Source organism: Enterococcus sp. BSD2780061688st2 D3 (assembly GCF_005844145.1).
GTDB lineage: Bacteria > Bacillota > Bacilli > Lactobacillales > Enterococcaceae > Enterococcus_B > Enterococcus_B durans.
The window spans coordinates 24,866-47,980 of record NZ_SPHN01000008.1; the positions used below are offsets into that span (position 1 = coordinate 24,866).

General features: G+C 35.3%; 23 protein-coding genes, 1 tRNA gene and 1 pseudogene. 6 read left to right on the top strand and 19 right to left on the bottom strand.

Going from position 1 to position 23,115, the window contains the following annotated elements; genetic code table 11:
* Positions 1-80: 80 nt before the first annotated feature.
* From FGQ66_RS07860 to FGQ66_RS07870, 3 genes are read right to left on the bottom strand one after another with little or no spacing between them, the layout of a single operon-like run.
* A complete protein-coding gene (locus FGQ66_RS07860; RefSeq protein ID WP_081134956.1) occupies positions 81-830 on the bottom strand; it encodes an SDR family oxidoreductase in 750 nt (249 codons plus the stop codon).
* Between the two features lie 24 nt (positions 831-854).
* On the bottom strand, positions 855-1,265 hold the full coding sequence (locus tag FGQ66_RS07865; protein ID WP_171024588.1) for a cupin domain-containing protein: 411 nt from the start codon (positions 1,263-1,265) through the stop codon (positions 855-857).
* A 4-nt stretch (positions 1,266-1,269) separates the two neighbouring features.
* Positions 1,270-1,617, bottom strand: coding sequence for a carboxymuconolactone decarboxylase family protein (locus tag FGQ66_RS07870; protein ID WP_016176426.1), 348 nt, complete (start codon positions 1,615-1,617; stop codon positions 1,270-1,272).
* Between the two features lie 307 nt (positions 1,618-1,924).
* On the opposite strand from FGQ66_RS07870, the gene FGQ66_RS07875 reads away from it, so the two are divergent.
* Positions 1,925-2,521 carry a TVP38/TMEM64 family protein gene (locus FGQ66_RS07875; protein ID WP_138302121.1) on the top strand — a complete coding sequence of 199 codons (597 nt, stop codon included), beginning with the start codon at positions 1,925-1,927 and terminating at the stop codon, positions 2,519-2,521.
* Between the two features lie 96 nt (positions 2,522-2,617).
* Positions 2,618-4,420 (top strand): glycerophosphoryl diester phosphodiesterase membrane domain-containing protein, encoded by a 1,803-nt coding sequence (locus tag FGQ66_RS07880; protein WP_138302122.1) that lies wholly within the window; start codon positions 2,618-2,620, stop codon positions 4,418-4,420.
* A 462-nt stretch (positions 4,421-4,882) separates the two neighbouring features.
* On the opposite strand, the gene FGQ66_RS07885 is transcribed toward FGQ66_RS07880, so the two are convergent.
* Positions 4,883-5,101, bottom strand: a complete 219-nt coding sequence (locus FGQ66_RS07885; RefSeq protein ID WP_138302123.1) for a hypothetical protein — start codon at positions 5,099-5,101, stop codon at positions 4,883-4,885.
* Between the two features lie 443 nt (positions 5,102-5,544).
* Here FGQ66_RS07885 and FGQ66_RS15165 point away from each other — a divergent pair, with 443 nt between their 5' ends.
* The gene (locus FGQ66_RS15165; RefSeq protein WP_005879449.1) at positions 5,545-5,694 is read left to right on the top strand and encodes a hypothetical protein; all 150 of its coding nucleotides are present in this window, start codon (positions 5,545-5,547) and stop codon (positions 5,692-5,694) included.
* Between the two features lie 93 nt (positions 5,695-5,787).
* Here the strand turns inward: FGQ66_RS15165 and FGQ66_RS07890 are convergent, their stop codons facing one another.
* Positions 5,788-7,563: a glucosyltransferase gene (locus tag FGQ66_RS07890; RefSeq protein ID WP_138302124.1), complete on the bottom strand. Its 1,776-nt coding sequence runs from the start codon at positions 7,561-7,563 to the stop codon at positions 5,788-5,790.
* A gap of 303 nt (positions 7,564-7,866) precedes the next feature.
* Between FGQ66_RS07890 and FGQ66_RS07895 the strand changes: the two are divergent.
* A pseudogene (locus FGQ66_RS07895) lies at positions 7,867-8,039 on the top strand (tyrosine-type recombinase/integrase); the annotation flags it as partial.
* Positions 8,040-8,142: 103 nt separating this feature from the next.
* On the opposite strand, the gene FGQ66_RS15570 reads toward FGQ66_RS07895, so the two are convergent.
* Positions 8,143-8,271: a hypothetical protein gene (locus tag FGQ66_RS15570; protein WP_283205172.1), complete on the bottom strand. Its 129-nt coding sequence runs from the start codon at positions 8,269-8,271 to the stop codon at positions 8,143-8,145.
* A 138-nt stretch (positions 8,272-8,409) separates the two neighbouring features.
* On the opposite strand from FGQ66_RS15570, the gene FGQ66_RS07900 reads away from it, so the two are divergent.
* Positions 8,410-8,715, top strand: coding sequence for a DUF5960 family protein (locus tag FGQ66_RS07900; protein WP_138302125.1), 306 nt, complete (start codon positions 8,410-8,412; stop codon positions 8,713-8,715).
* A gap of 514 nt (positions 8,716-9,229) precedes the next feature.
* Here the strand turns inward: FGQ66_RS07900 and FGQ66_RS15170 are convergent.
* Together FGQ66_RS15170 and FGQ66_RS07905 are read right to left on the bottom strand one after the other, a co-directional pair.
* Positions 9,230-9,290: transfer RNA gene (locus FGQ66_RS15170), tRNA-OTHER, on the bottom strand.
* A gap of 329 nt (positions 9,291-9,619) precedes the next feature.
* On the bottom strand, positions 9,620-10,813 hold the full coding sequence (locus tag FGQ66_RS07905; RefSeq protein ID WP_138302126.1) for a Shedu immune nuclease family protein: 1,194 nt from the start codon (positions 10,811-10,813) through the stop codon (positions 9,620-9,622).
* 229 nt (positions 10,814-11,042) lie between these two features.
* Between FGQ66_RS07905 and FGQ66_RS07910 the strand changes: the two genes are divergently transcribed.
* Positions 11,043-11,621 (top strand): hypothetical protein, encoded by a 579-nt coding sequence (locus FGQ66_RS07910; protein WP_010728461.1) that lies wholly within the window; start codon positions 11,043-11,045, stop codon positions 11,619-11,621.
* A gap of 42 nt (positions 11,622-11,663) precedes the next feature.
* Here the strand turns inward: FGQ66_RS07910 and FGQ66_RS07915 are convergent, their stop codons facing one another.
* The 11 genes from FGQ66_RS07915 to FGQ66_RS07965 are packed head-to-tail and all read right to left on the bottom strand — an operon-like array spanning position 11,664 to position 23,109.
* Positions 11,664-12,935, bottom strand: a complete 1,272-nt coding sequence (locus FGQ66_RS07915; protein ID WP_138302127.1) for a LysM peptidoglycan-binding domain-containing protein — start codon at positions 12,933-12,935, stop codon at positions 11,664-11,666.
* A 10-nt stretch (positions 12,936-12,945) separates the two neighbouring features.
* Complete coding sequence (locus FGQ66_RS07920) at positions 12,946-13,143, bottom strand: phage holin (RefSeq protein WP_138302128.1); 198 nt, start codon at positions 13,141-13,143, stop codon at positions 12,946-12,948.
* Between the two features lie 15 nt (positions 13,144-13,158).
* Positions 13,159-13,401, bottom strand: a complete 243-nt coding sequence (locus tag FGQ66_RS07925) for a hemolysin XhlA family protein (RefSeq protein ID WP_002312831.1) — start codon at positions 13,399-13,401, stop codon at positions 13,159-13,161.
* 34 nt (positions 13,402-13,435) lie between these two features.
* Positions 13,436-13,573 carry an XkdX family protein gene (locus FGQ66_RS07930; protein WP_002290625.1) on the bottom strand — a complete coding sequence of 46 codons (138 nt, stop codon included), beginning with the start codon at positions 13,571-13,573 and terminating at the stop codon, positions 13,436-13,438.
* Position 13,574: 1 nt separating this feature from the next.
* The gene (locus tag FGQ66_RS07935) at positions 13,575-14,021 is read right to left on the bottom strand and encodes a hypothetical protein (RefSeq protein ID WP_138302129.1); all 447 of its coding nucleotides are present in this window, start codon (positions 14,019-14,021) and stop codon (positions 13,575-13,577) included.
* Positions 14,022-14,023: 2 nt separating this feature from the next.
* The gene (locus tag FGQ66_RS07940; protein WP_138302130.1) at positions 14,024-16,132 is read right to left on the bottom strand and encodes a BppU family phage baseplate upper protein; all 2,109 of its coding nucleotides are present in this window, start codon (positions 16,130-16,132) and stop codon (positions 14,024-14,026) included.
* On the bottom strand, positions 16,132-17,163 hold the full coding sequence (locus FGQ66_RS07945; protein WP_138302131.1) for a hypothetical protein: 1,032 nt from the start codon (positions 17,161-17,163) through the stop codon (positions 16,132-16,134). The genes FGQ66_RS07940 and FGQ66_RS07945 overlap by 1 nt, the downstream gene beginning before the upstream one ends.
* Positions 17,163-18,206 carry a phage tail protein gene (locus FGQ66_RS07950; protein WP_138302132.1) on the bottom strand — a complete coding sequence of 348 codons (1,044 nt, stop codon included), beginning with the start codon at positions 18,204-18,206 and terminating at the stop codon, positions 17,163-17,165. Before FGQ66_RS07950 ends, FGQ66_RS07945 begins: the two co-directional genes overlap by 1 nt.
* Before the next feature lie 8 nt (positions 18,207-18,214).
* Positions 18,215-19,048 carry a phage tail family protein gene (locus FGQ66_RS07955; RefSeq protein ID WP_138302133.1) on the bottom strand — a complete coding sequence of 278 codons (834 nt, stop codon included), beginning with the start codon at positions 19,046-19,048 and terminating at the stop codon, positions 18,215-18,217.
* Positions 19,049-19,052: 4 nt separating this feature from the next.
* The gene (locus FGQ66_RS07960) at positions 19,053-22,535 is read right to left on the bottom strand and encodes a tape measure protein (protein WP_138302134.1); all 3,483 of its coding nucleotides are present in this window, start codon (positions 22,533-22,535) and stop codon (positions 19,053-19,055) included.
* On the bottom strand, positions 22,528-23,109 hold the full coding sequence (locus FGQ66_RS07965) for a Gp15 family bacteriophage protein (RefSeq protein WP_002331696.1): 582 nt from the start codon (positions 23,107-23,109) through the stop codon (positions 22,528-22,530). The genes FGQ66_RS07960 and FGQ66_RS07965 overlap by 8 nt, the downstream gene beginning before the upstream one ends.
* Positions 23,110-23,115 lie beyond the last annotated feature (6 nt).

The following is a 23,115-nucleotide window of genomic DNA, read 5'->3' on the forward strand; positions in this document are numbered from 1 at the left end:
AATCTTGCAAGAGTGTCATTTGCGAGATTTAGCTGTCTTTGAGTCGTTCAGGTTTTCTATCAACATTTATTGAAAAAATCTTACCAAGGTTGAGTAGTCGGTCCCACAGTAAATTCACTGACATTTACATCACTTGGTTGATTGATTGCAAAAGCAACTACATTTGCTATACGATCTGGTGAGATTCCATGTTGTTCATACAGTGCGTTCATGCCGCTTGCCGCTGACTCATCTGTAATCGTGTCTAACAATTCTGTGTTGATTGCAGCTGGGTAGATCGTTGCTGTTCGAATATTTGTCCCTTCTTGAGCAGATTCCATTCTTAACACTTCCATCAGGTTGCGGACAGCCCATTTCGTAGCACCGTAGACCCCACTGCCAGGATATGCTTTAATACCGGCAACTGATGACGTAGTGATCACATGCCCAGATTTTTGCTCTATGAACTCTGGCAACACTGCTGCTAATCCATTAAGCACACCTTTTAAGTTGATGTCTACCATTTGATTCCACTCCTCCACTTTTAAAGCAGAAAGTGGTGAACTTGGCATGATCCCTGCATTCAAGAAAATCACATCGACTTTTCCATATACTTCCTTCGCACGTGCAACTAGACGTTCATTCTCTTTTGAGTTCGTCACATCTGTTACTTGGTAGATTGCTTCTCCGCCTTCCGATATGATTGCATCAACGATTGCTTTCAATTTTTCTTCTCTTCTAGCTGCTAAAACTAATTTTGCGCCCTCCTTCGCCAATAAGCGAGCAGTCGCTTCTCCAATACCACTGGACGCTCCAGTGATAATCACAACTTTGTCTTTGATGTTATTCATCTATATTCCCCCATTTAATAAAAATCATAAGTTATTGTATTGTTCATCTGTCACAGGTTCCATAAACTTGGATGCTCCTGATGTGATGGCAAGATGTTCGAACCAACTGTCTTTCGTTGCACCATGCCAATGTTTAATCCCTTTGTGGGTTACTACAACATCGCCTGGAAGTAGTTTTCTCGCTGCTTCGCCTTCTTCTTGGTACCACCCTTCACCACCAGTCACTAACAAAATTTGATAGCCATCTGTGTGGACATGCCAGTTGTTTCGACAACTTGGTTCAAAGGTCACATTTCCTACAGCAACTGAAACTTCAGGATCATTAACTAACATCTTCAAAAAGCTTTGACCAGTAAATACATCGGCGTATCCTTCATTTTTGTCTCCCACGGGGAAGATTATTCCGTTCTTTACTTCTTCATTTTTTGCCATTATACATTCACTCTTCTTTCTGGGTATGATTTTCATCAACTGGATAGATTTCTTTTGCTATATTGAATGCTGACCATGCTTTTGGCCAACCAACGTAAAATGAAAGATGTGTGATTACTTCAGAGATTTCTTCTTTTGTAATACCATTTTGTTTACCTATTCTTAAATGAGCAGGTAATTGTTCAAAGTTCCCCGCTGAAATCAATGCAGAAATAGTGATCAAACTTCTTTGATGAGGGGCTAATTCTTCTTCTCTAGACCAGACTTCTCCAAATAAAATATCATCATTCAATTCAGCGAACTTTGGCGCGAAATCGCCTAATTGATCATGACCAGCTGTTTGTTTTTGTGCCATTGTATCCAACCCCTTTTATGTTTTATTTCGTTTCTTTACACTCTCATCCTATCGCCAAAACATTCTCTCGTCTAATACCTCCCTCAAACTCTTGATATGCTTGTTAAGCATAGTTTGATTAAAAAAATACAAATAATAAATTTCTTTAAATACATCTTTGGTTGGATGTATTTTCCTTGTATCTCTTTTATACTAAAGTCAAACTTACAAAACTGTTTGACTTTTGTCATTTAAAATAGTGGCGCAAAGGCTTACTTTTAAAGTAAAGTAGTAGTATAAAGAAAAGTATCGGAGGAGTTGATAGACGATGAATGTTGCAGTATCACGAAAATTGATTAATTTTATCTCGATCGTTGGATTGGGAATTTCGATTGCTTTAACCATTTACTTCATCAATTTAGGTGTATTCAAAGATTTGGATTCTTTAAGAGGTTTAGTCGGAGATTCAATCATTTTAGGCCCGATCATTTTCATCCTGATCCAGATTTTGCAAGTTGTCATTCCTATCATTCCTGGTGGGATCAGCACTGCTGCTGGTGTGTTGATCTTTGGTCCATATGCCGGTTTTATTTATAACTACGTAGGGATCTGTATTGGCTCCATTATCATTTTTCTCTTAGGAAGACGCTATGGAAAACCATTCATTCTTTCAATGATCAGTGATAAAACATACAATAAATATATTGGCTGGCTGGATAACCAAAACCGATTTGAAAAATTGTTTGCTTTAGCTATCTTCTTACCGGTCGCTCCAGACGATGCACTATGCTTGATGGCAGGGTTAACCAATATCTCAGTTAAAAAGTTTACATGGATCATCCTTTTAGCAAAACCACTATCAATTTTCTTATATAGTATGGCTTTGATTTACGGTGGTCATTTCTTGACTGTTTTATTTGGATAAATCGATAGTGAATGTGCGAGTATCACGTAAACAACATTACGTGGTACTCTCATTTTTTTTGAATATACGCTATAATATTGGCGAGTAGGTGATTGAATGTTAACGTATTTGAAAAGAAGTTTAGGAAATGCTTGGGACTTTCTTAAAGGGACTCAGGCCTATTTTCGTGATGTTCTGATTATGCACGGATTTATTTTATTTATTTGTTTGCCCTTATTAGGGAGCACCACACGTTTCATTTTACGTCGTGGGGCGATTGATTATCTGTCTAGTGACAACATAACCATCATTATTTCGCAGCATCCAGGAGTGTTACTTTCTTTGATTGCTGTGCTATTGACGATACTATTGCTAGTATATTTTGAATTTACTTTTTTACTGATGAGCGTTTATTTCATCAAAAAACAGGTTCCTGTTTCATTGAAACAATTATTGGAACTAACTTTTTTTCAATTGAAAAAGATCCGTCCACTGACTTTTCTATTTTTTCTCGCTTATTTTTTACTGATTTTACCCATCAGCGGCTTGAGTTTTAATTCCGATCTACTTTCTAAAGTAAAGATACCTGCTTTTATTATGGACTTTATTTTTGCTAATCGTTGGATCGTAGTTAGTACCTTTATTATTTTCTATTTGCTTTTGGCATATATCGGCATCCGCTTGATTTTTGCCCTTCCCGAAATGATTTTAAGAGATCGCCCGTTCAAACAAGCGGTAAAAGAAAGTTGGTTGCTCACAAAAGCAAGATTTTTTGCGATATTGGGGCAGTTCATTGTTATTGGAGGCAGTATTTTACTTTTATCGACTGCGGGTTATCTACTGATTATCACTTTGCAGATAATCGTAGAAGAATTTCTACCTGATTATTCCTTGATAAGTGCTGTTTTTGCAATGTCTGTTCTTCAAGGCGTATTGCTATTCAATATCGTGATGTCAACTGTTGGGATCTTCTACATCATTGTTGATTTTATGGACGATGAAGGATTTCTACCTGATATCCCTAAATGGTTCACACCTCAACCGTCAAATAAGAAATATTCGGCAGTAAAAAACACTGGGATTATTCTGTTTGCTGTATTTTTCGGTATCGGTGTTTGCCTATATAATATGGATTATCTTACCTCTGCCGCGCAAACTCGACCAATAACGGTTTCTCACCGTGGGGTCAGTGGGAATAATAGTGCGCAAAATACTCTGGCAGCTTTGGAAAAGACGAGCGCCGCATATCATCCGGACTATGTCGAAATGGACGTTCAAGAAACAAAAGATGGACAATTCGTGGTGATGCACGATTTCAATCTACGGCAATTGACTGGCGTGGATAAAGCACCGCAAGATCTAACATTGAAAGAGCTCGAAAAATTAACGGTTAAGGAAAACGGTGTGGAAGAACCGGTTGTCTCATTCGATGATTATCTAAAAAAAGCCGATGAACTGAACCAGAAACTTCTCATCGAGATCAAGAATTCAAAAAAAGATTCGAAAGATGTCATTACTCGTTTTGTTACAAAATACGAAAAACATATCTTAGAAAAAAAACATATTTTACAAAGTTTAACTTATCAAACTGTTTCTGATTTGAAAAAAGCCAATCCAAATTTTTATGTAGGGTATATTTTACCTTTCAATATTGTTGGTCCTCCAGTCACACCTGCTGATTTCCTTACGATGGAATATAGTACAATCAATCGAAATTTTATTGATTCTGCCCACCAAGATGGAAAAAAAGTATATGTATGGACAATCAATGATTCAGATGCGATTAGCCGAATGATGTTTTATGGCGTTGATGGTATCATTACAGATAGAATGGACCTGTTGAATGAAAATGTTAAGATAACCGATGAAGAAATCACTTACTCTGACAAATTATTGAACTTTGTTTTGGGGGTAGGATAAAAAAAGAATGTAGAACAAAACTAGAAATCAGGTTTGCCACAGACTCTCAAATAAACGGCATCCAAAATCAGTTTTTTCGGAAATTCCGAAAAAAAAGAGCAATACAAAAATCGTATTGCTCTTTTTTCTCTCCAATTTCTCAAACCTAAACAACTTTTGTCTCAACCTTTTTTTAAACAAACGATAAAAGAAGCTTCTTCTAAAAATCATCCCTAATTTAAGAATTGATTTTTGCGATTCTTCTTTTATTTCTTAAAGCAAACTATTTCTCACATAATCACTTTTTAAACTTCTTTTGATCCTTTTACTGCTCGGACAATCGCTAATATTGCAGGTATAGCAGAAATAACCGCTAAAATAATCCCTAATTTACTTGAACTTTTTCTTTTTTGCATGGTTTTTCGCTCCCTTCTCTCTTAATTTCATTATAGTGAAGTTTACAAAATTACTCAAAAAAATTGTTTATGATACTAATTCCGTTTCACTTGCTGAATACATATCACAAAACTTAGCTAGTAACCTATACTTTCTGTCATAAATGACTGAACGATCTCTTTGATCATAACGCTCAACATAAATAACAGCTGTATTCGTATATGTGCATTCAACGTACCCGATAACTTCGTAATTTGTACCAATTGGTTTGCATATGTATGACTTACCTACTTCTATTTTACTCATCAGATTATCACCTTCCAGTTATTCTTTTCTTAGATTTATAATAACAAAAAACAAACGATTTGAAAACGTTTTATTTTATTTTTTATTAAGAACATCTGATTTTATATAGAGAGACGTAATATGAAACATAACTCACTCAACTAGTAATTTTTTACAAAGTGACGTTATTGTTTGATGCTGTAAGCTGCTTGTTCGTGTTATTTACTTGCTAGTCTTATAGAATAAGAATAAGGAGGGATTTTCTATGATTTATATCCAGGCAGCTATTTTTATCATTTTAATCATCTGTTTACTAATTGGGTTAACGGAAAACTGATACTCACAGTCTTAAATAGCAATTAATTGCTAAAAAAAATAAGAGGTGCTAAACTTGTAATAGATAGGAAAGTTTAACAGAAAATTACACTATCTATTTACATTAAAAATAAAAAGGAGGAAAGTATATGACATTTACAAAAACGAACATGAAGTATCGTGTTGCATTTGACACAACAACGAACCAATTTATGGCTATCGATGCTTCTAATGAAAAAAATGTTGCATTTGGCGTAACAATTGAACAAGCTGTCCGAGCATTGAACGAATCTAAATAAGGAGTGACTCATTTCTAATGGTAGAAGCCAACTCGGAATCTAATAAACAATAAAAGACGTTTGCCTGAATATCATGCAAACGTCTTTTATTGTTTATTTTTTTACATTCTTTGCTTTTTTCCACTGTACCCTACTCATCCCTAGCAATATCAAAACGATCGCAGTCTGCATGATAGGCACTCCAGCACCTGTATAGACACTTAAAAAGTACTCTTTTTGTTCTGGCGAATAAGAGCAGAACCATGAAACTCCAAATAAAAACAGGAATTGCGTCAGAACTAACCCTAAAAAAATTACCAAAATTGAACAATAAAGTTTTTTATCCTTTTTCGCATGGAAAACTCCAATCGCTAAAAACAGGCTGCTTACTAGAGAAAAGATAAGAATCACACCACTGGTCTTCTGATAAAGTGTAATGAAGCTTGTAGCTATTTTTGCTGGTCTCGATAGAACCAAGACCGGTGTATGCGGGTCTTCACTATTGATCCAATTATTTAATAGAGGGACTCGCAATAATTTTTGTGCTTGCTCTACTTCATCATGGGTACCAAAGCTATAATTTCCGCCTTGATGGAAGTCTTTGTAAAAAAGATTGTAGGTATATGCTGTTTTAAAAAAGTCGAGCAGTACAGGAACATCACTTGCTATCTTTCCATCCCCAGTTCCCATTAAATAGAACTCTTTCTTTTTCTTCAATTTTCCCGTCTCGTATGCTTTTGTTAATTCCTCGTTCACTTTTTTCCAAAAATCATTTGTTTGTTTCGCATTATTATGATAATACCCAGATTCACTGATCACGTCTCTTAATGCCCAAAAAATGATATCTCCTTTTAATTCCTTCACTTTTCCTGCTTCCGTCCAAGCATGGGTAGTATACAATTCATTGATTCGATCAGCTTCTTTTGAAAAAGTTGGCGAAGCCGCCACTGCTTTATTTAGTGCTTCATGTGATACCCAAATCCGACTATTTTTTTCATTTATATCTGTTCCATCATCTAAACGGATCAGATTTTTCATTACTTGCGCAAATTCGCCACTGGAACGGTCATTTAGTGTATTTAACCCATATACTTCCTCATTCTTATGTCCTAAGAATTGAGACGTTAACATGAAAGTCACTGCAGGAAGTACAAGTAAACACAGCTTTCCTACTTTTTGTTTATTGATTTTCAACTGGGCTGCCATCAGTTTTTTCTCTTTTTTTATTTTAAAATCTGGTCCTATAATTATTTGGATAAAACTAATCAATAATGCCATTACAACAAATGGAACCAACCAAATGGAGTCCTCACGTATAAACCAGTAAAAAGGAAAAATAATGGCTAGTATAGTGATCCACGGTAAAATACTTTTGATGGAGCGATATTTTCTAAAATAGATAGCTAATAAGCAAGCCACTATCACTGTCACTGACGGGATAACAATTGCATTTCGATAGATTCGAGTAGAATATTCAGTTGTAAAACTAATCGGTGAAAACAAGAAATAGAGATAGATAATAAGTAAGTACCCTCGATTTTTGGCAATGGGTCGTAAACTTAATGCCATCAAGAAACTCGCAAGAATATTGAAACTTCCAAATAGTATCGAGTATGGAAGATGCAATTTATTTGCTAAAGCTAGAAACAAACTGTAAGAAATCCCTTTTGAGAGAGTTTTCGAATCATAATCTCCTAACCAATTCCCTTTTAACAAATTTTGTGCATGATGAATAAACAGCTGATCGTCATACGCCGCTGTCATATCGATACTGTATGTTGCTTTATAGTATAAGTAAAGACGAAACAATGTAAGTATAATGGCAGTTCCTAGAATAAAGTAAATTGCTTTGCCTTTGCAATAAGTAAGTGCTGCTTGCATTTTCTTCATTGATCAAATCCTTTCCTTCGGTTTAACTCACCTTTTGTTCTCCTATTGAGAAAATCATTTTTTACCTGATTCAACATCGTCACCCCTTGATTTGTTCTCGAAATAATTATATCAAAATAAACTGACAACAACGCAACTTTATGGAAATTTATGTACTTGTTCGCTAAATGAATCTCTGTGATACAGTCCATTAAACCAATCATTTCGTGTGTGATAGACTATTATTCATGGATTTTTTTTGCCCAATCTCACTGTCTTTCTGATTCTAGGAATATTGTTCTTGCACAATTAAAATAGTTGATTGCAGTAACTCTTCGAGAGGCTGGCGTTCCACTTGAGGATATAAAAGAGTTGTTGGGACATAAAGATGTTTCTACTACACAAGTCTATGCCCATATTTCTCCTGAAGTAAAAAAAGATCAATGAATCAGCTAGAAAACTATATAGAAGAGCAAATAAAAAAGCACTCAATTTGAGTGCTTTTTTTAAGTTCACTATCACTAAAACTATCACTAGTTTCATTTTAAAGCAAACATGTTTCTATCACTGATTTTTTAAATCTAGCGACAAACCCTTATCTTACAGGCGTTCGTTCAATTCTTTAGCAAGGTCTTCAAAGCCTGGTTTGCCTAGAAGTGCGAACATGTTTTTCTTATGAGAACCGCCCTTTTCATTTGTTCCAAAGGCATATAAATGTTGATGCATCAATGTTTATACTTATTTTTCTATTTACATAAATTTCTTCGTTTTTGGTAAATGGGTACTAGTTTGGGTACCGGTAGCTATCCTATTTTTATCCTTTACAAAAAGAACGTTAGTTCGTATACTTTCGTTGAGGTGAAAAACATGACAATCGAGCTAGAGGAACATCTGCTTTGGTTTAAATACGATCCATCAGAAAAATTTGTCAAAGATTTATATAAAGTCTGGGATACTGAAGTAATCTTTTTAGCAATTGAAACTAGCCTGCTAGTTAATCTCTATTACTCTAATAAAAACTACTTTAAAATCCCTGCTGCGAAAACTAGAATGAAGAAAGATGTATATTTTTTGTTTGATATCGTGACTGATGTGCTAGACGCTCGAAGCGATCATCGGCGTTATGACTATATAAAGTATACTTTCGTTGATCCAGAAAGATACAAAGATTAAAGTAGGCTACCTAAAAAGGTAGCCCGGAACGGATTTTATCACCATACTTATGAAAGGAGATATTTTTTAAGTTAGTATTAAGATTGTGTAATATGATGATATCTATATTTTATAGTATCAGTGCTATAAAATCAAAAATAAGTCACTAATTAACTACCACTCCAATTATAAGCCTTTTTTCTCACTTTTTTTCAAAAATATGGTATGCTTTTTAATGGCTTCAAATATAAAAGAGTTTAAAGCGTAACACACTTATGGGGGAGTGGTTTTTGGGGAACGCTTTAAACTCTTCTTTATTATTATCTCACAATTTAACCCAAATGTCTTTCCATTTAAAAATCAAAGTAAAACTTTTCAAATATACAGAAGTATAACTATGTGAAACATCCTTTCATTAATCCATAAAAGGATACATAAAAAAGCCACTCATTTGAGTGGCAATGAAGAAAAGCTTTAGCTTGTATAATACTCTTCAAAAAATTCTAACACAGAACGATTCAATTGGCTACATTAATGTACCCTGTAGGACTCGAACCTACGACCGGACGGTTATGGACCAACTGAGCTAAGGGTACAGATTGTTGCCACAAATAGAATAGTTTATTTACTTTGCTTAAAGGAAGAGTTTGTAGCAACAAGCATGTTATCGAAATTGAATTAGAGTATATTAAACTACAAAGTTGATCGGTATTTTTTGTATTTCGATAACATAAATATTTTATCTAATGTTTTTTTATGGTTGTCTATATTAATAATATCTTACTACTTTATCCTAGTTATTCACTTAAAAACTAGCTATACTTGAAAATTTAGACGAATTAGAACAATTGAATGATAAACGGAAAAAAGAATCATCCAACACTAAATCGAGGATTTTTTTTAATTTACACAGATACATAACATTCTATATGGTTTCATTTTCAAATTTCTTTAAAAGAGAATCAAGTCGATGAACTAAATCGTCATAAGAAATAATGTCGGCAACATGTTTATACTTTCTTCTTAAAATTTCAAAATCTCTTAGTTGTTCTACATTTAACTTATCTGATCTTCCTAAAATAATCATTCCTCTAGGATTTCTTATATAAATATCAACTGCCTCTTGCGTTTGATTAAATACTTTTTTCTTTATTATCTCCTCAGATTTTTTTGCAGTTCTAGTAAGGTGATAAATATATTTTTCTATCTGCATTAGCGTACCTGTTAATTCTTTAGATGCAACGTAGTTATTTCTATATTTAGTTTTTGTCATTATAGGAATATTATATGATTTTTTGATTTCTGCTATATCTATATTTCCGTTCACATCAATAAAAACAAAATCAGGTCTTTTCTTACCCTCATCAGTTTCTATCATAACCTCGTCGACAACTAATTGATACATTGGGAAAATAAGAGTAAGAATGTTTGCAATTTCTTTTTGCCAATCTTTTTCCAAGTAGAACTTTTCGTTCTCTAACATTTTAACCAGTTTTTCTTTTATATATTGATATTTTAAGTACTCATTTTCTGCTATCTTTTTTTCGATAACTATATCTTTATTTTTTTTAATAATAGTATTTCTATTTTTATTCGACATGTAATTCTCATAATTAATATGATTTTCTTTTTTAGTTAATAAATAATCTTGTATTAGAACCCCAATTCTCATGTTAGAATATAAATACAATTCATGTTTATTAGGAAACTTTTTTATCAATTCTTCAAAAACACTTTCAGGTAGATTTCCGCTTTCGCCACCAATATATAAATCTTCATCAATTATATTATCTATTTTTTTCATTATAGATATGTTTTCATGAGCGATGAATGAAGATATATTCGTCTTCATATCTTCATGAATAAAAATGTTGTGTTCTATTCCTAATACTTTATTATTTAAATGATAATAACAATCTTCTTTTTCTCCAACTATAAATTTAATATACTCTTCTTTTTTTTCTAATATCTCATCATTTGAGATGCTAAATGTTCTTTTTAAAGTATAAGATCCATCTTGGCTTATTTTATCAAAAATAAAAGATGTATTTAATGTAAAAGGAGTGTATTCACAAATGAGAAAATCTTCATTTTTTACTATTTTTAAAGAGTTGGTCACTACTTTTCACTTCTTTTCAATATATTTTAGTTATACATTATAATTTTAGAGTAAGATTACTAGATTTGTCTATTATATTATGAAATTAATTAACATCATTAATGAATTTGTTATTTTTCAATCCACGAGAGGCTTTTTTATTATTTTGGAATGTATAAGTACCAATATCTATGTAATTTTTAATACTCCTTCTAATTATTATGATAATATTTTACTTGGAGGTGAAATTATGACAGTAACCGGAGATGGACTATTAGGATTATTAGGTGCTATTATCGGAGTAATTGGTGCTTATATTGTAGCTGTTTGGCAAAATAAAAGCGAGGCTAGAAATAACATAGTTTTAGAATTACACAAAATAGAAGAACGAGCTAATTCAGTTTTAGAAGTCATGTATGCAACAAATGAGAATTTAAACATAGAATTACTTCCAATGCAGATAGAGTTTATTCATCCTATGTTTGATGCTATAGAAAAAATGAATCTTATTTACCCATTGTTAAATCAAAAAATACTACGTCTTATAGAAAGATTGAATATACAAATTAAGCAATTTGAAATGGAATTAAATTTAGTAATATTAGATCATCATAAAAATCTTTTACCCCCAGAATATCACAACGATGATCCTAATTCATATGTATTAGTACAAGGTTATACTTTCAGAAACAATCCCAAAGTAATGACTGAATATTACGAGCTAATTAAGAGAATAGATCATATCAAAAAATCTATTAATAACCCGATATATTTATTTATTATAAGCAAGTTACCTTGGTATAAGAAGAATCCTTCATTACACAACTAAAAAAGCAAAACCCGTTACTAGATTATAGTAACGGGTTGTTTTTTAGTACACTACTTGCTGCCCAACATATATAAAATTAGGATTAGCTAACCCGTTTTTCTGTGCTAACTCTTGATAAGTCGTGCCAAGCTTAGCTGCAATACTTGATAAATTATCACCATATTGAACAGTGTAAATATTACTTGTTACCGATCCATTGACTTTCAGAACTTGACCAGGATAAATCAGATTAGGATTTACCAATCCATTTAACGAAGCTATGGTTTGGTAATCTGTTCCGTATTGATAAGCAATGCTTGATAATGTTTCGCCGTATTGAACGACATGGGTTTGAGCAAGTAATGGTTGTTCTGCAACTGTCGTAGAATCTGGTAAAAGTTCTACATTAGATTTGTCGATCCAAGATAAAATATTCGCAAGTAAAATTTTATTGCCATCAATTTGTTGAACCTTGTAGCTTTCACCTTTCACCCATTGTGGAATAGCCTCACCAGTCGCCCATTGATTAGCTGAGAAATTCACCTTAACCGTATCACCAACTTTGATCTGTGATTTTGGTGTTTCGCTTGTTTCTTCTCCTGCATTGATTGCTGGAGTATCTGTTTGTGGTTTATCTGAGTTAGTATAACCATTATCAGTGATTCCTGTTAAATCGACATTTCCATCTAAACCACCTGCAATATAAGTTGAGGTAAATTGATAGATACCGATACCGTCCAGCGATGGAAAAATATTCCAGTTAGGAGTTGGCGTTACATTATAATCAGGATAAGCAGAGATCCATAGCGAGTCTGGAAACTCTTTGATTACTTGCTGATAATAAGCATTTGCCAATAAGAATGGCTTACCTGAATAAAGCATTGGAGTATAGCCTGCTGCTTTAATTCGACGCATACCATAAAGAATGGCATCCGTATTTGCTTGTTTATTAGAAGATGCCCCACCTTCAAAATCAATCGCTACAATTGATCCTTTAGGCGTTTGAATCTTTGGCAAGAAATAATCCATCGTTTTTTTAGCAATTGCTGGGGAACCCCACACATCCCACCAAATATAGGTATGCGCTCGTTTGCCTTGCGCAATTGCAGAAGCAACTTGCGTGGAGTAGGTCCATTGGTCATATAAACCAGCTCCGTTATAACCACCAATTTGTGCAATAGCAAATTTATCATGAGCGTACCCAAATCTTCCGTTCTCCCCTTGATAAATCGACCAATCCACACCCTGATCATTTTTTGCAGCAAATCCATTAATTGGCAATAAAAAAAGAGCCATTAACAGGCTCATCGCAGTAATAGTAATTTTCTTTTTCATTTGTTTCCTCCTATTTTTTTAAATTATAAGCAGACACACCAGTGATAACGCCTAAAAATGTTGCTACTGCATTGATAGTCAGCACTGTCATATCTGTTCCATTCCATCCATACGCCTTTCCTAACGTGGCTACTAAAACAGATGCAGCTGGTAAAACGGTTAAAACCGTCCATTTAATGATTTGATAATACTTATCTGGTAAAACCATTTCTTCTCACCTCCTTTACAATTTAGTCAAGAAATAGCCAATGATTGTAATGCCTAAGCCAATCATATAGCCCCAAGCCCATTTATTATTGTTCTTCATTTCCTTGATGTCTTCTGCATTGTTTAGTGCTACTGAATAGGCTTTATCTGCCAAATCTTTTGCACTATCAGCCTTTTCTCTAAGTGATTCGTAGTTGTCTAATTTTGTTTCAATTCTTACTAATCTCTCCACAACGTCTTGGAGCGCTTCTTCTTTCATGTTCCACCAACTTTCCAACAAAAAAACGCATCACTTAAGATGCGCTCTCTTCTTTGCTAATAATTTTATCTGCTTCTTCGTCTGTAATGCATAGTGGAACGAATAGACGAACTTGATCGTCAGTAAAACAGCCCCAATCATACATCATTTTCACATCGCTAAAGCTAAACATACTACTCACCTCCCTTTGAAGCTGGATTTAGTTGCTCTTTAATTTCTGAAATATCTTTGCTATTTTGTAACGAAGCAAGCATCATTTTTGAATTGATTTGTGCTAAACTATCCGCTTTTTCTTTCAATGCAGTATTTTCCTGTTTAATTGCTACATCGCTTAGCATGAGTTTGGCGTTGATCTGTTTTAAATCGCCGTTCTCATTTTCTAACGACTCATACATCGCTTTGAGATTGTTTAAATCGTTGTGATCTAGTACATTCACTAAAACAATCCATTGGTTCAGTTTAGGATCAAACATCTGATCAGCAATCGTTAGCGGTTCGCCATCAGCACGAATTCCTTCAAGCGGCGGCTGATCCGTGTAAGGAACGGATACAAGCATGTCGTCCAATACTTTTCCTGCATATTCTCCGCCAGTACGTCCATATTTCCAAATGTTTTTCATTTTTATTCCTCCCCTACCCAGTAACTGCCATTAAATGTAAACCACTCGTTGATGGCAAATTCACTATTGGTCATTATCGATTTAAAGCCTTGTCTTACGTATATCATTTTTGCGCTATTGGAAGTACCGGATGCTCCGATTATCATTCCATTAACTCCTCTTGCAATAAATTCTTCGGGAACTTCATCATCAAGTGGTACACCAAAGGCATAAGCTTTTTTGAACTTTACTGTTCCATTAACGATTACTATTTTCCCATGTTTGATGAATGTAGCGTAGCCATCAATGAAGGATTTGCTGTTCGATGCATCTAGCGTGTATACAACATGGTCATTTTCACCAACTACACGATCACCAGCTATTTGAATACCATCAGAAAAATTTTTTAGCCCTAAAACGGTTTCGGGTTCAGTCAGACTAACCGTATTATTCAAGCTTTTTTCAGTATACTCTGGTGTGATATCCCAGCTGTAATCATTTGGATCATTGCTGTCTTTCAATCCTTCACCGAAGTATTTATATTCACTAATATTTGGAGTTCGTGTGTCGCCTTCCTCTAGTTTTAACCACTTAATTGTACATTGTCCTACACTTGTGTTTGGTACTTGATAAATCTGCACTTGTGGGGTAGTAGGGTGTGAGTCATCTTCTGCTGTAAATGTTTTAGACCACACATTAGTTAAGCCTTCTACTGGTTGTAAGTCACCAACCTCCCATGCATCTCCTGTTGCTCGTGTGAAAAATGGTCTAAAAACCCGTGTTGCTGGCTTAGTTCCTTCCAGTGTGATGGTATACTTCTTACCTTTTACCATTGGTTTAATGTTATAGGTGTTAATAAGATAGTTACTATTAGTAACTGGTTGTTGTGATTCTGGTTTAATTAGATTTTCACCCAAAGCCACCTTACTCAAATAATACGGCGCATCAAGTACGTTAGGCTGGTATGGTGTGGCTGTTGAACCTTCTTCGATTTTGATGTTTCTTAATCTAACTTTACCAGTCGGTTTAAGTGATTGTATGTCTCTAAACAAAGGGTACCAAATGATTGGTACGTCAGAGGTGTATTTTACCGTTTGTGTTCCGATAAGCTTCTGCCATTTATTCAATTCATTTTTAGGTACTGTCGCTGTCTGCAAAACAACGTTACCACCAGGCAAGTATGCGTGTTGTAGGCGTATTCCAGACGGATCGCCAGTGAAGCCCGTTTCTAACATGATTTCACAACTAATAGTATACTGTTTCCCTTCTATTACCGGCGTTTGCGCTCTGGTAGTGTACTTCCCTAGTTGATTTGTGCCATCTAAGGTAAACACAATTTCATCACCATCATCCGCGACTGTTGCGCCATTACCTGAAGAAAAACTTGAAGCATTAAGTTTAGCGCTAAGGTTCGGATTCCCCGAATAATCATAGCCCCCGAAGTCTAAGCTGTTGCTGTACATTTTCTTCAGCTTGCCTAGATCTCCGATTTGCTGATTGGTTTGATCAATACGATCATTGGCTTTATCAATATTCGTATTGAGAATTGCGACATCTTGATTGGCTTTCGTGATTTTGTCGTTTGTGTCTTTCAGTTTCGCATCAATCTGCGTTTCAGATTCCGCAATTTTCTGTTCAATCTCTTGCTTCCCATCAGCTAGAATTTTCTCAATTTTATCAATGGTCTGGCTAAAACCATTAAAATAGTAATCTTCTAGTTCTGGCGTACTATCATCAATTGGACTCCGCTTGATAGAAAAAGTAAAACGTCCAGCTGTATCTAACGAGCGGTCACCTGGGAAATCAATATATACGCTACCTTCTACGGTGCCTACGTATCCCAGTATATTATCCTCTAACACAATAGAAACAATCCCATTCACACGATCATCAATTGTCGCAAGATAGTCATGTTTACCATATCCCCCTTCTGCTGTTGCAGAACGGAACATCAGACGAATTGGAACGGTTGTTCCTTCTGGTAAGCTTTGAGTTATTTCATTTTTTCGAACGAGTTGCATTCGAAGCTTAGCTGTTCCTCGATCATGCGACCAAAAGACAACACCTGTATTATTGGGATTAGTTGCTTCTGCTTGAATCACAATGATCGATTCCTTAATTTTATACACCATTAAGCCAACACCGTACCTTTCGTGATAACTAGCCCATAACTAGAAATTTTAGTTGGGGTAGTTGCAAAAGAAGTTGATACAGTTCCTCTGACGGTGCCATTCTCACACAAGATTCCTACGTCATTTCCTGAACCAAAAGCACTGACAAAAATTTCACCCATCAATACAGCGTAAATTGCCACTTTCTGGTTAATAAACGTCGTGTCTCCGTACATATTAATCTTTGATGTTCCGCCTACATAAACGGCATTATATCTTGCAAGTGATTTTGTATTCTCTGAGAATTTACACTTGTTAATTGCCATGTAGCCGCTCTGCTCATTTCTGATTCCATAGTCTGCTCCGTTTGCTGTATCCACAATTTGCATTCCAGCAACTTGACAATAACCTTTGCAAGCAGTGAAACAAATGGATCGAACTTTGACAGGTAAATCTGTTTTTGAGGGATCAACAGCATTGAAATTATCTATGGGACGAATCAAAAAGGATGTAAAATTTAAATTCTGAATCATCACATCTTCTAAGTAAACTCCGCTATCAATCCAAATCGTAATAGAACCTGTTGTGATCAGAGGAATATTATTGACTGCTGTTTGGATGGTAAGAAATGGCTTTTCTTCAGATCCATCACCAGAAATATCGCTACCGTTTTTTGAAACGTACATATTTATTGGCTCACTATACCCACCAATAATCTGTTGGACAGACTTGTTCAATTGTTGAACTTGCTCTTTTTGACTATCCATGTTTGTATTCAGTTCGCTAATTTGTTCGTCCGACAGATTTTCATGTTCTAATAGTCTGCCATGCAACGTGTCAAAAACTTCCCCTTTATTGTTAACTCTAGCATCAACCACTTCATTCGGCGATTCGCCACCTGAATGAAGCACGAGATTATCAATACGACTGTTTGTTGATTTGTGCTGCTCGTCTAAATTTTTTTCCAAATTTTCTAAGTAGTCAACATTTCTATTAAACGCTTCTTTCCATTCTGTAGAAATGCGGTTACTGATTAATTTTAATAACCCCATCAAATCACTCCTTTCTTCGCCATTTCAGCGAGTATCGACGTCATTGTTTTCTTTGTGTTGCTCAATGTGATTTCTGGTGGCTTATTTGGTATCGCTGGATACGTCTTGATTCCTACCACTTGAATGTACGTATTGATATTCAAAGGTTCATAAATGAATGGGACGTGATCGCCTTTGTTGGGACTGATTTTCCATTTCAACGTTACAGATCCCGAAATACTTGGATAGTCTTGCAAGTCTGTCTTTAACCGCTCGAGCATGTTTCCTGATACGGTATACCGTTCGTCTTTAACAGGATCTTGTATCCTGATTCCCCACTTCTGTGATTCAGGACTCGTATAAATGATAGGAGTAAACACATAATCGCTGTCTTTAGGATCCTCAGTATTCGCTCCATCTTTTAATTTTCCATAACCCTTGATTTGTGTTTTTAGACTGTACGTATCAATATCGAATGAAACTTCATCTGTATTGTATTTATAGCGAATCTGTTCTTCCGTTCGCTGGCCATACTCACTAGCAGGATAGAAAGTTAGATGTTTATTATTCGGAATCACAACTGCATTATAGTCAGATAGAATCTCATTGATTAGCTTCAAATAATTCGCATTACCGAAGTTTTCTTGTTCAACGGTAAGGAATTTTTTGTTTGGATCAATAACTTCCCATGTAAAGCCGCGACTACCGGAGCTAAAAACATGTGTCAGTAATTGACTAATAGATCTTGCACCAGTCACTGTATTGTATTGGTATCCATCTTGAACGGTGTAGTAGACGTGTGTAGCGACCACTTGCTTCGTTAGTAGTTTCCCTATAGCGCCACGTGTCATTTCTTTAATTACAAACTCTTGTCCGTTATAGAAAATGGAAGATTCATATTCGACTAAATCAAATACTTCCTGATTCAACGAATTGCTAGTAACAGTAAAGCCAATCTCCCACGTTTCGTTTTGTTTCCAATTTTCATAAAAAGAACCCTTGTCATAGCCGACAAGGATTTCTTCTTTCGTTTGTTCATAATTTCGAATAATTAAATCAGTCACTCAATCACCTACTTGTACAAGAATCGGAAATCCCACGAAGATTTCACGCGAGTAATATTTTGAATTTCGATTTCATTTACTCCTTCAGCTAAAGTGATTAGTCCATGGTTTGTATCAATACCACAGCTTACACCATTCAATTTTGGGTATACACCATCCAAAACTAACGTCTGCCCTAAATTAGTTGAGAGAGAAGGATAATAAATGAAACGATCGCCTGTGGTCTTATTGAAAATAGTCACATTTCCTTCTGATTCTCCTTCTAATGCGATCCGCAGATAATGTTCACGTGGATCAATTTCAAAGCTTCCAGCGTTGTAAATAATGAAGTGACTAGTCTGATGCGTATACTTGTAATCTTCCGCCACTAGACCTTGCGAGAACTGCCATTCTTCCTCTAGGTTGAAATCCGTTAAAGTAGTTGCGATGGATTCAGAATATCCTCTGATAGCTCCCAGATTTACAGTATATCTTGTGTAAATTGCGCCTTTTCTTTCGTCGTCAATAGAATCATAAACTACTCGATATTTTTTGCCTGGTTCTTTGCTGTAAATTAGATAAAATTCTGGTTCTCTAGTAAACAATTCGCGGAGTTCCGTCTTTTGTAAAACTAAGTCAAACATCGATTGCTCTCTACTTCGAATATCAAATGAGAGAGTAATAGGAAAAGCGTCAAACGCGCTGTTCGAAAGACGCTTTCCATTCGTGCCAGAAAATTCCACAAACTCATTTTTTGCCACTGGCATACCTATATTAATGTCAATCAATCTCAGATAAGAATTATTTGTCAATTCGACAACTTCATCAGAAAATTCAAGATATACACGAGTTTTCTCATTCATTAACCTATTCTCCTCTCATGTACGATCTACGATTCAATACTTTTCCAAAACGTTGATCCATATTATCCCCTACTAAAGTTCCATCTAAATAACTTGAGACCCGTACTGGTTGTTTTGCAATTACTTGTGCAAGCTTTTCAACATCAAATTGCTTCTGATTGTTGTAGGTATTATTAACTATCTGTGATCCAACAGATGCCATCCCCATCCTTGAAGTGCCAAGAGCTGATTCTGGCGTGATAGAATTCATCAAACCATTAGAAAGTTTATTCATTGCTGAATATGCAGATTTCGCATCTTCTTCGATACCTACAGCTATTCCTTGAGGGATAAACTTACCAACGTAATCTCTCATCCAACGTGATGGAGAATGAATTCCAAGCGCGCCAGTTATTTTGTCTTTAATGTTTCCAGCTACTTCAGAAATTTTAGAAGCAACTGCTCCAACCATTGAACCGATACCGTTAATTAATCCTTGTATGATGTTTGAACCAATTTCAAATAAATCAATCCCACTCAAAGTATCTATTATAGAGTTTCCGATATTAGATACTGCACTGGTTACTGACCCTATCACACTAAGAATCCCAGAAACTAAGTTTCTAATTAAATTGGCTCCAGCATTCACCATTTGTCCAAGAAACTGAGCTATAGTACTCAATAATCCAGTAATTAATCTCGCTCCAGCTGATAATAATTGTCCCAATAAGCTCAAGATTCCTCTAATAAGTGCGTTGATCAATTGGACACCAGCTGATAAAAGTTGTGGTATAGCACTTACTAAAGCTTTGAACAAAGCAGCCATTAATTGAATAGCAGCTGATACTAATTGAGGAAGTACTGAGATTACTCCATCTACCAACGCAACAATCAATTTAATACCCGCTGATATCAATTGAGGCAAAGCACTAATCAACGCATTAACTAGAGCAATAGTGATTTGAATTGCCGCTGCAACCAACTGTGGTAATATCGAGATTATTCCTTGTATTAATGCTAATAACAGCTGAATGCCAGCAGCAATAATTTGCGGAAGTGCACTGATTAATGCACTAATTAAAGCCATTGTGATTTGGATAGCAGCATTTATTAACAACGGAAGAATAGAAATTATGCCTCCGATAAGCGCCATTAACATTTGTATTCCTGCAGAAATTAATGTCGGTAAAGCTTCAATAATTGTTGTTAGCAAAGTAGTAACGATAACGGTAGATGCTTCAACAAGTTGAGGCAATGCAGTTATTATCGCATTCACGAGAGAAGTGATGATTTGTAATCCAACTTCTAAAAGCATAGGTAGTACTGTTAAGAACCCATCAATCAGTGTATTAATAATCTGAATGACAACTTCAATTATCGTAGGTAGTGCTGCTACGATCCCTTGAATAAGCATAGTTAACAAATTTGTGCCAACTTCAATAATTTTTGGTAGAAGCTCAGCAAAAGCAGAAATGAGTTTTGTAATTATCTCTGTTGCAGCCAACAGCAGTGCGGGAAGAGCTAATGAAATGCCTTGTACAATAGTAGTTATTATTTTCGTGGCTATTTCAATCAATTTAGGCAAATAAGTAACAATTGCATCCGTCAATGTTTGAATAAGCTGTATAGCTATCTCTGTTAGTTGCGGTAACATTTCAACTATTTTGTCGACAATACTTGTAATCACAGAAGTAATACTTTCGATAATTTGCGGGAGATATCGAGAGATAGAATCTGCCACATTACTAATTGTTTCACTTAATTGATCAAACACTTTTGTGATTCCATCTGCACTAAAATCGCCAGTTTTAGCCCACGCAGATATAAATGAAATAATTAAAGAAACTGCTAATCCGAATGGACCAGTAAGCCCTAGTGCTGCTATTGCTACTTTAGTCAAAATGCCGATAACTAGAGAAACTACTCCGCCGACTTTACCAAAAGCTCCTCCGAATTTTTCCAGCAGATTACCTGCCAATTCTATACCAGAAGAAAAAATCCCTGACAATACAGAGCCTATTTGCGAAAGAGTAGAGCCAAATCTTTCTATGCCAGAAGAAACAATTCTTTTTACTGCATCAACAAAATTAAAAAAAGCTGGTACCGCTACTGAAGCAATTGCTGATCCGACTTCGACAACTTTTTGAAATCCTTTAACAAGATAGTTTCCTACTGTATCAGCTACTTTTTGAAGTGTAGGTAATATAGAAATAAAGACTCCTTTTAGATATTCAAATGACTTAATCAGTCCAGATTTTACAACTTCAATAGTTTTATTTATGCCATTTCGAAACGTTTCACTTGTTTTATAAAAATAGATGAAAGCTGCAACTGCTGCTCCTATAACACCTGAAAGTAGTTGAAATACCGTCAGACCAGCTGGAATAATAGCAGATAACAATGCGTAAGCTGTTCCAGATACTCCAAACATGCTGACCATACTACCTAGGGCCGTTATCACTCCATAGATTTTTCCTACAAAACTTATTAATGTACCTAGAGCTAATGCTGTTTTGAAGCCTACATACGCTCCAGTGGCTGCAATAAAAGCTGGAGCTAACAATTCCACAATGTCTAATAGGCCTTTAAAAGCAGAAATCATATCATCAGTATTATCTATCAATATGTCCATTACTTTTGACATTTCTTCAAATGATTTATTAATAATAGATTTCATACTATCAATATTTTGAGCAATCGTTTTACCAGTAAGTTTTTGCACCAGTTCATCAAACTTAGTAATAAGATTAGCTACACCTTTAGAAACAGCATTACTTAGATTTCCGAAAGAAGTAGCGATCCCTAGCGAATTCTCCTTTGCCAAGGTTGCCAACATTCCTGTTCCAGTTCCTAGCTCAATCAGTTTATCTTGGAATTGATCAAATGTTACTGTTCCTTCTTTAAGCGCATTATAGAGATCTCTTTGAGCTGATTTCCCGACAAATCCCATTGCTTCAGCTGTTTTTTGCAAAGCAAGGGGCATGGTTTCTTGTAAAGTTTTCCAGCTCTCTAAGTCGACTTGCCCAGTCGAAAGCATCTGGTTATACTGTTGCATACCTCGACTGGCATCTTCTGTTGAAGCGCCAGACGCAAGAAATGCATTGTTTAATGCTAAAACAGTGTCCGTGGATCTATCTAAATCTCCAGTGATTGCTGTCATTTGTTGTGTACTTGCTACAACATCATCTAATTTAGTTGGCAAACCATCAATTCCATCGGATAATTTGTTAATGGATCTCTGAGAGTCCTCTGCACTAAAACCTAAAGCTTTCATTACTTTAGGGAATTTTTGCATAGTATCGAAACGGCTAATTGCGGAATCTAGCGAATTCTTTAAAACATTAAAAGCAGCCGCCGCAACTTTAACGAGGCCTAAGGAAACAACCAAATTTTTAATTGAGGCTCCTGCTTTATTACTCTTACCTTCTAACTGATCAAGACCCTTGTTAAGTATGGTAACGCCTTTGCCATCCACATCAACTTCTATCTCTACTCTTCCATCAGCCATCGTCTTCACCTACCTCCGAATCAGGTAATGCATATTTTTGTTGTAGCTTTCTCATGCGTTCTTTTTCTTTAGCTGATTCTCCTTTGCTCGGTTCCCATGTCCTAATCTGGATGATTCGAGCAAGAATGGTGTCGTCTGGCAAACTCTCAAGCAATGCTTGGAATTCCTCCCACATCATCCGTCCCTGCTCTTCAAATAGATTGATGCCAATTTGTCTGAACGATGCATAGATGTATTTAGCATCATGAACTAGGCTGATGGTCTTTTTTTCTTTAACTGCATTAGGCATAGGATTGCCTAAACGATCAGTTTCAACACCATCGCTATTTCCTACAGAAATATAATTTTCTAAAATGTGGTTAAATAACAAAAACTGTTGTTCAGACGAGCCTTGAAAAAATTTTTCAAAGTCACCAATCAACAGTTCTAAACACATATTCACTTTTTCTTCTGGAAACAAATCACTATCTTCCAAAATATCAAAAACATCTAGTACATTATCAAATGTTAAATCGATAGGTAATTCTTTACCATCAAACTCTATCGAAGTGACTAACGGGTCATTTAACCGCATTTAATC

Coding starts and splice junctions, on each gene's coding strand:
- FGQ66_RS15165 (WP_005879449.1), top strand. CDS start 5,545: ATGACATTTACAAAAACGAACATGAAGTATCGTGTTGCATTTGACACA.
- FGQ66_RS07945 (WP_138302131.1), bottom strand. CDS start 17,163: ATGGGGTTATTAAAATTAATCAGTAACCGCATTTCTACAGAATGGAAA.
- FGQ66_RS07915 (WP_138302127.1), bottom strand. CDS start 12,935: ATGAAAAAGAAAATTACTATTACTGCGATGAGCCTGTTAATGGCTCTT.
- FGQ66_RS07925 (WP_002312831.1), bottom strand. CDS start 13,401: ATGAAAGAAGAAGCGCTCCAAGACGTTGTGGAGAGATTAGTAAGAATT.
- FGQ66_RS07860 (WP_081134956.1), bottom strand. CDS start 830: ATGAATAACATCAAAGACAAAGTTGTGATTATCACTGGAGCGTCCAGT.
- FGQ66_RS07890 (WP_138302124.1), bottom strand. CDS start 7,563: ATGAAGAAAATGCAAGCAGCACTTACTTATTGCAAAGGCAAAGCAATT.
- FGQ66_RS07880 (WP_138302122.1), top strand. CDS start 2,618: ATGTTAACGTATTTGAAAAGAAGTTTAGGAAATGCTTGGGACTTTCTT.
- FGQ66_RS07910 (WP_010728461.1), top strand. CDS start 11,043: ATGACAGTAACCGGAGATGGACTATTAGGATTATTAGGTGCTATTATC.
- FGQ66_RS07870 (WP_016176426.1), bottom strand. CDS start 1,617: ATGGCACAAAAACAAACAGCTGGTCATGATCAATTAGGCGATTTCGCG.
- FGQ66_RS07960 (WP_138302134.1), bottom strand. CDS start 22,535: ATGGCTGATGGAAGAGTAGAGATAGAAGTTGATGTGGATGGCAAAGGC.
- FGQ66_RS07930 (WP_002290625.1), bottom strand. CDS start 13,573: ATGTTTAGCTTTAGCGATGTGAAAATGATGTATGATTGGGGCTGTTTT.
- FGQ66_RS07955 (WP_138302133.1), bottom strand. CDS start 19,048: ATGAATGAGAAAACTCGTGTATATCTTGAATTTTCTGATGAAGTTGTC.
- FGQ66_RS07940 (WP_138302130.1), bottom strand. CDS start 16,132: ATGGTGTATAAAATTAAGGAATCGATCATTGTGATTCAAGCAGAAGCA.
- FGQ66_RS07875 (WP_138302121.1), top strand. CDS start 1,925: ATGAATGTTGCAGTATCACGAAAATTGATTAATTTTATCTCGATCGTT.
- FGQ66_RS07900 (WP_138302125.1), top strand. CDS start 8,410: ATGACAATCGAGCTAGAGGAACATCTGCTTTGGTTTAAATACGATCCA.
- FGQ66_RS07965 (WP_002331696.1), bottom strand. CDS start 23,109: ATGCGGTTAAATGACCCGTTAGTCACTTCGATAGAGTTTGATGGTAAA.
- FGQ66_RS07935 (WP_138302129.1), bottom strand. CDS start 14,021: ATGAAAAACATTTGGAAATATGGACGTACTGGCGGAGAATATGCAGGA.
- FGQ66_RS07920 (WP_138302128.1), bottom strand. CDS start 13,143: ATGGTTTTACCAGATAAGTATTATCAAATCATTAAATGGACGGTTTTA.
- FGQ66_RS07885 (WP_138302123.1), bottom strand. CDS start 5,101: ATGAGTAAAATAGAAGTAGGTAAGTCATACATATGCAAACCAATTGGT.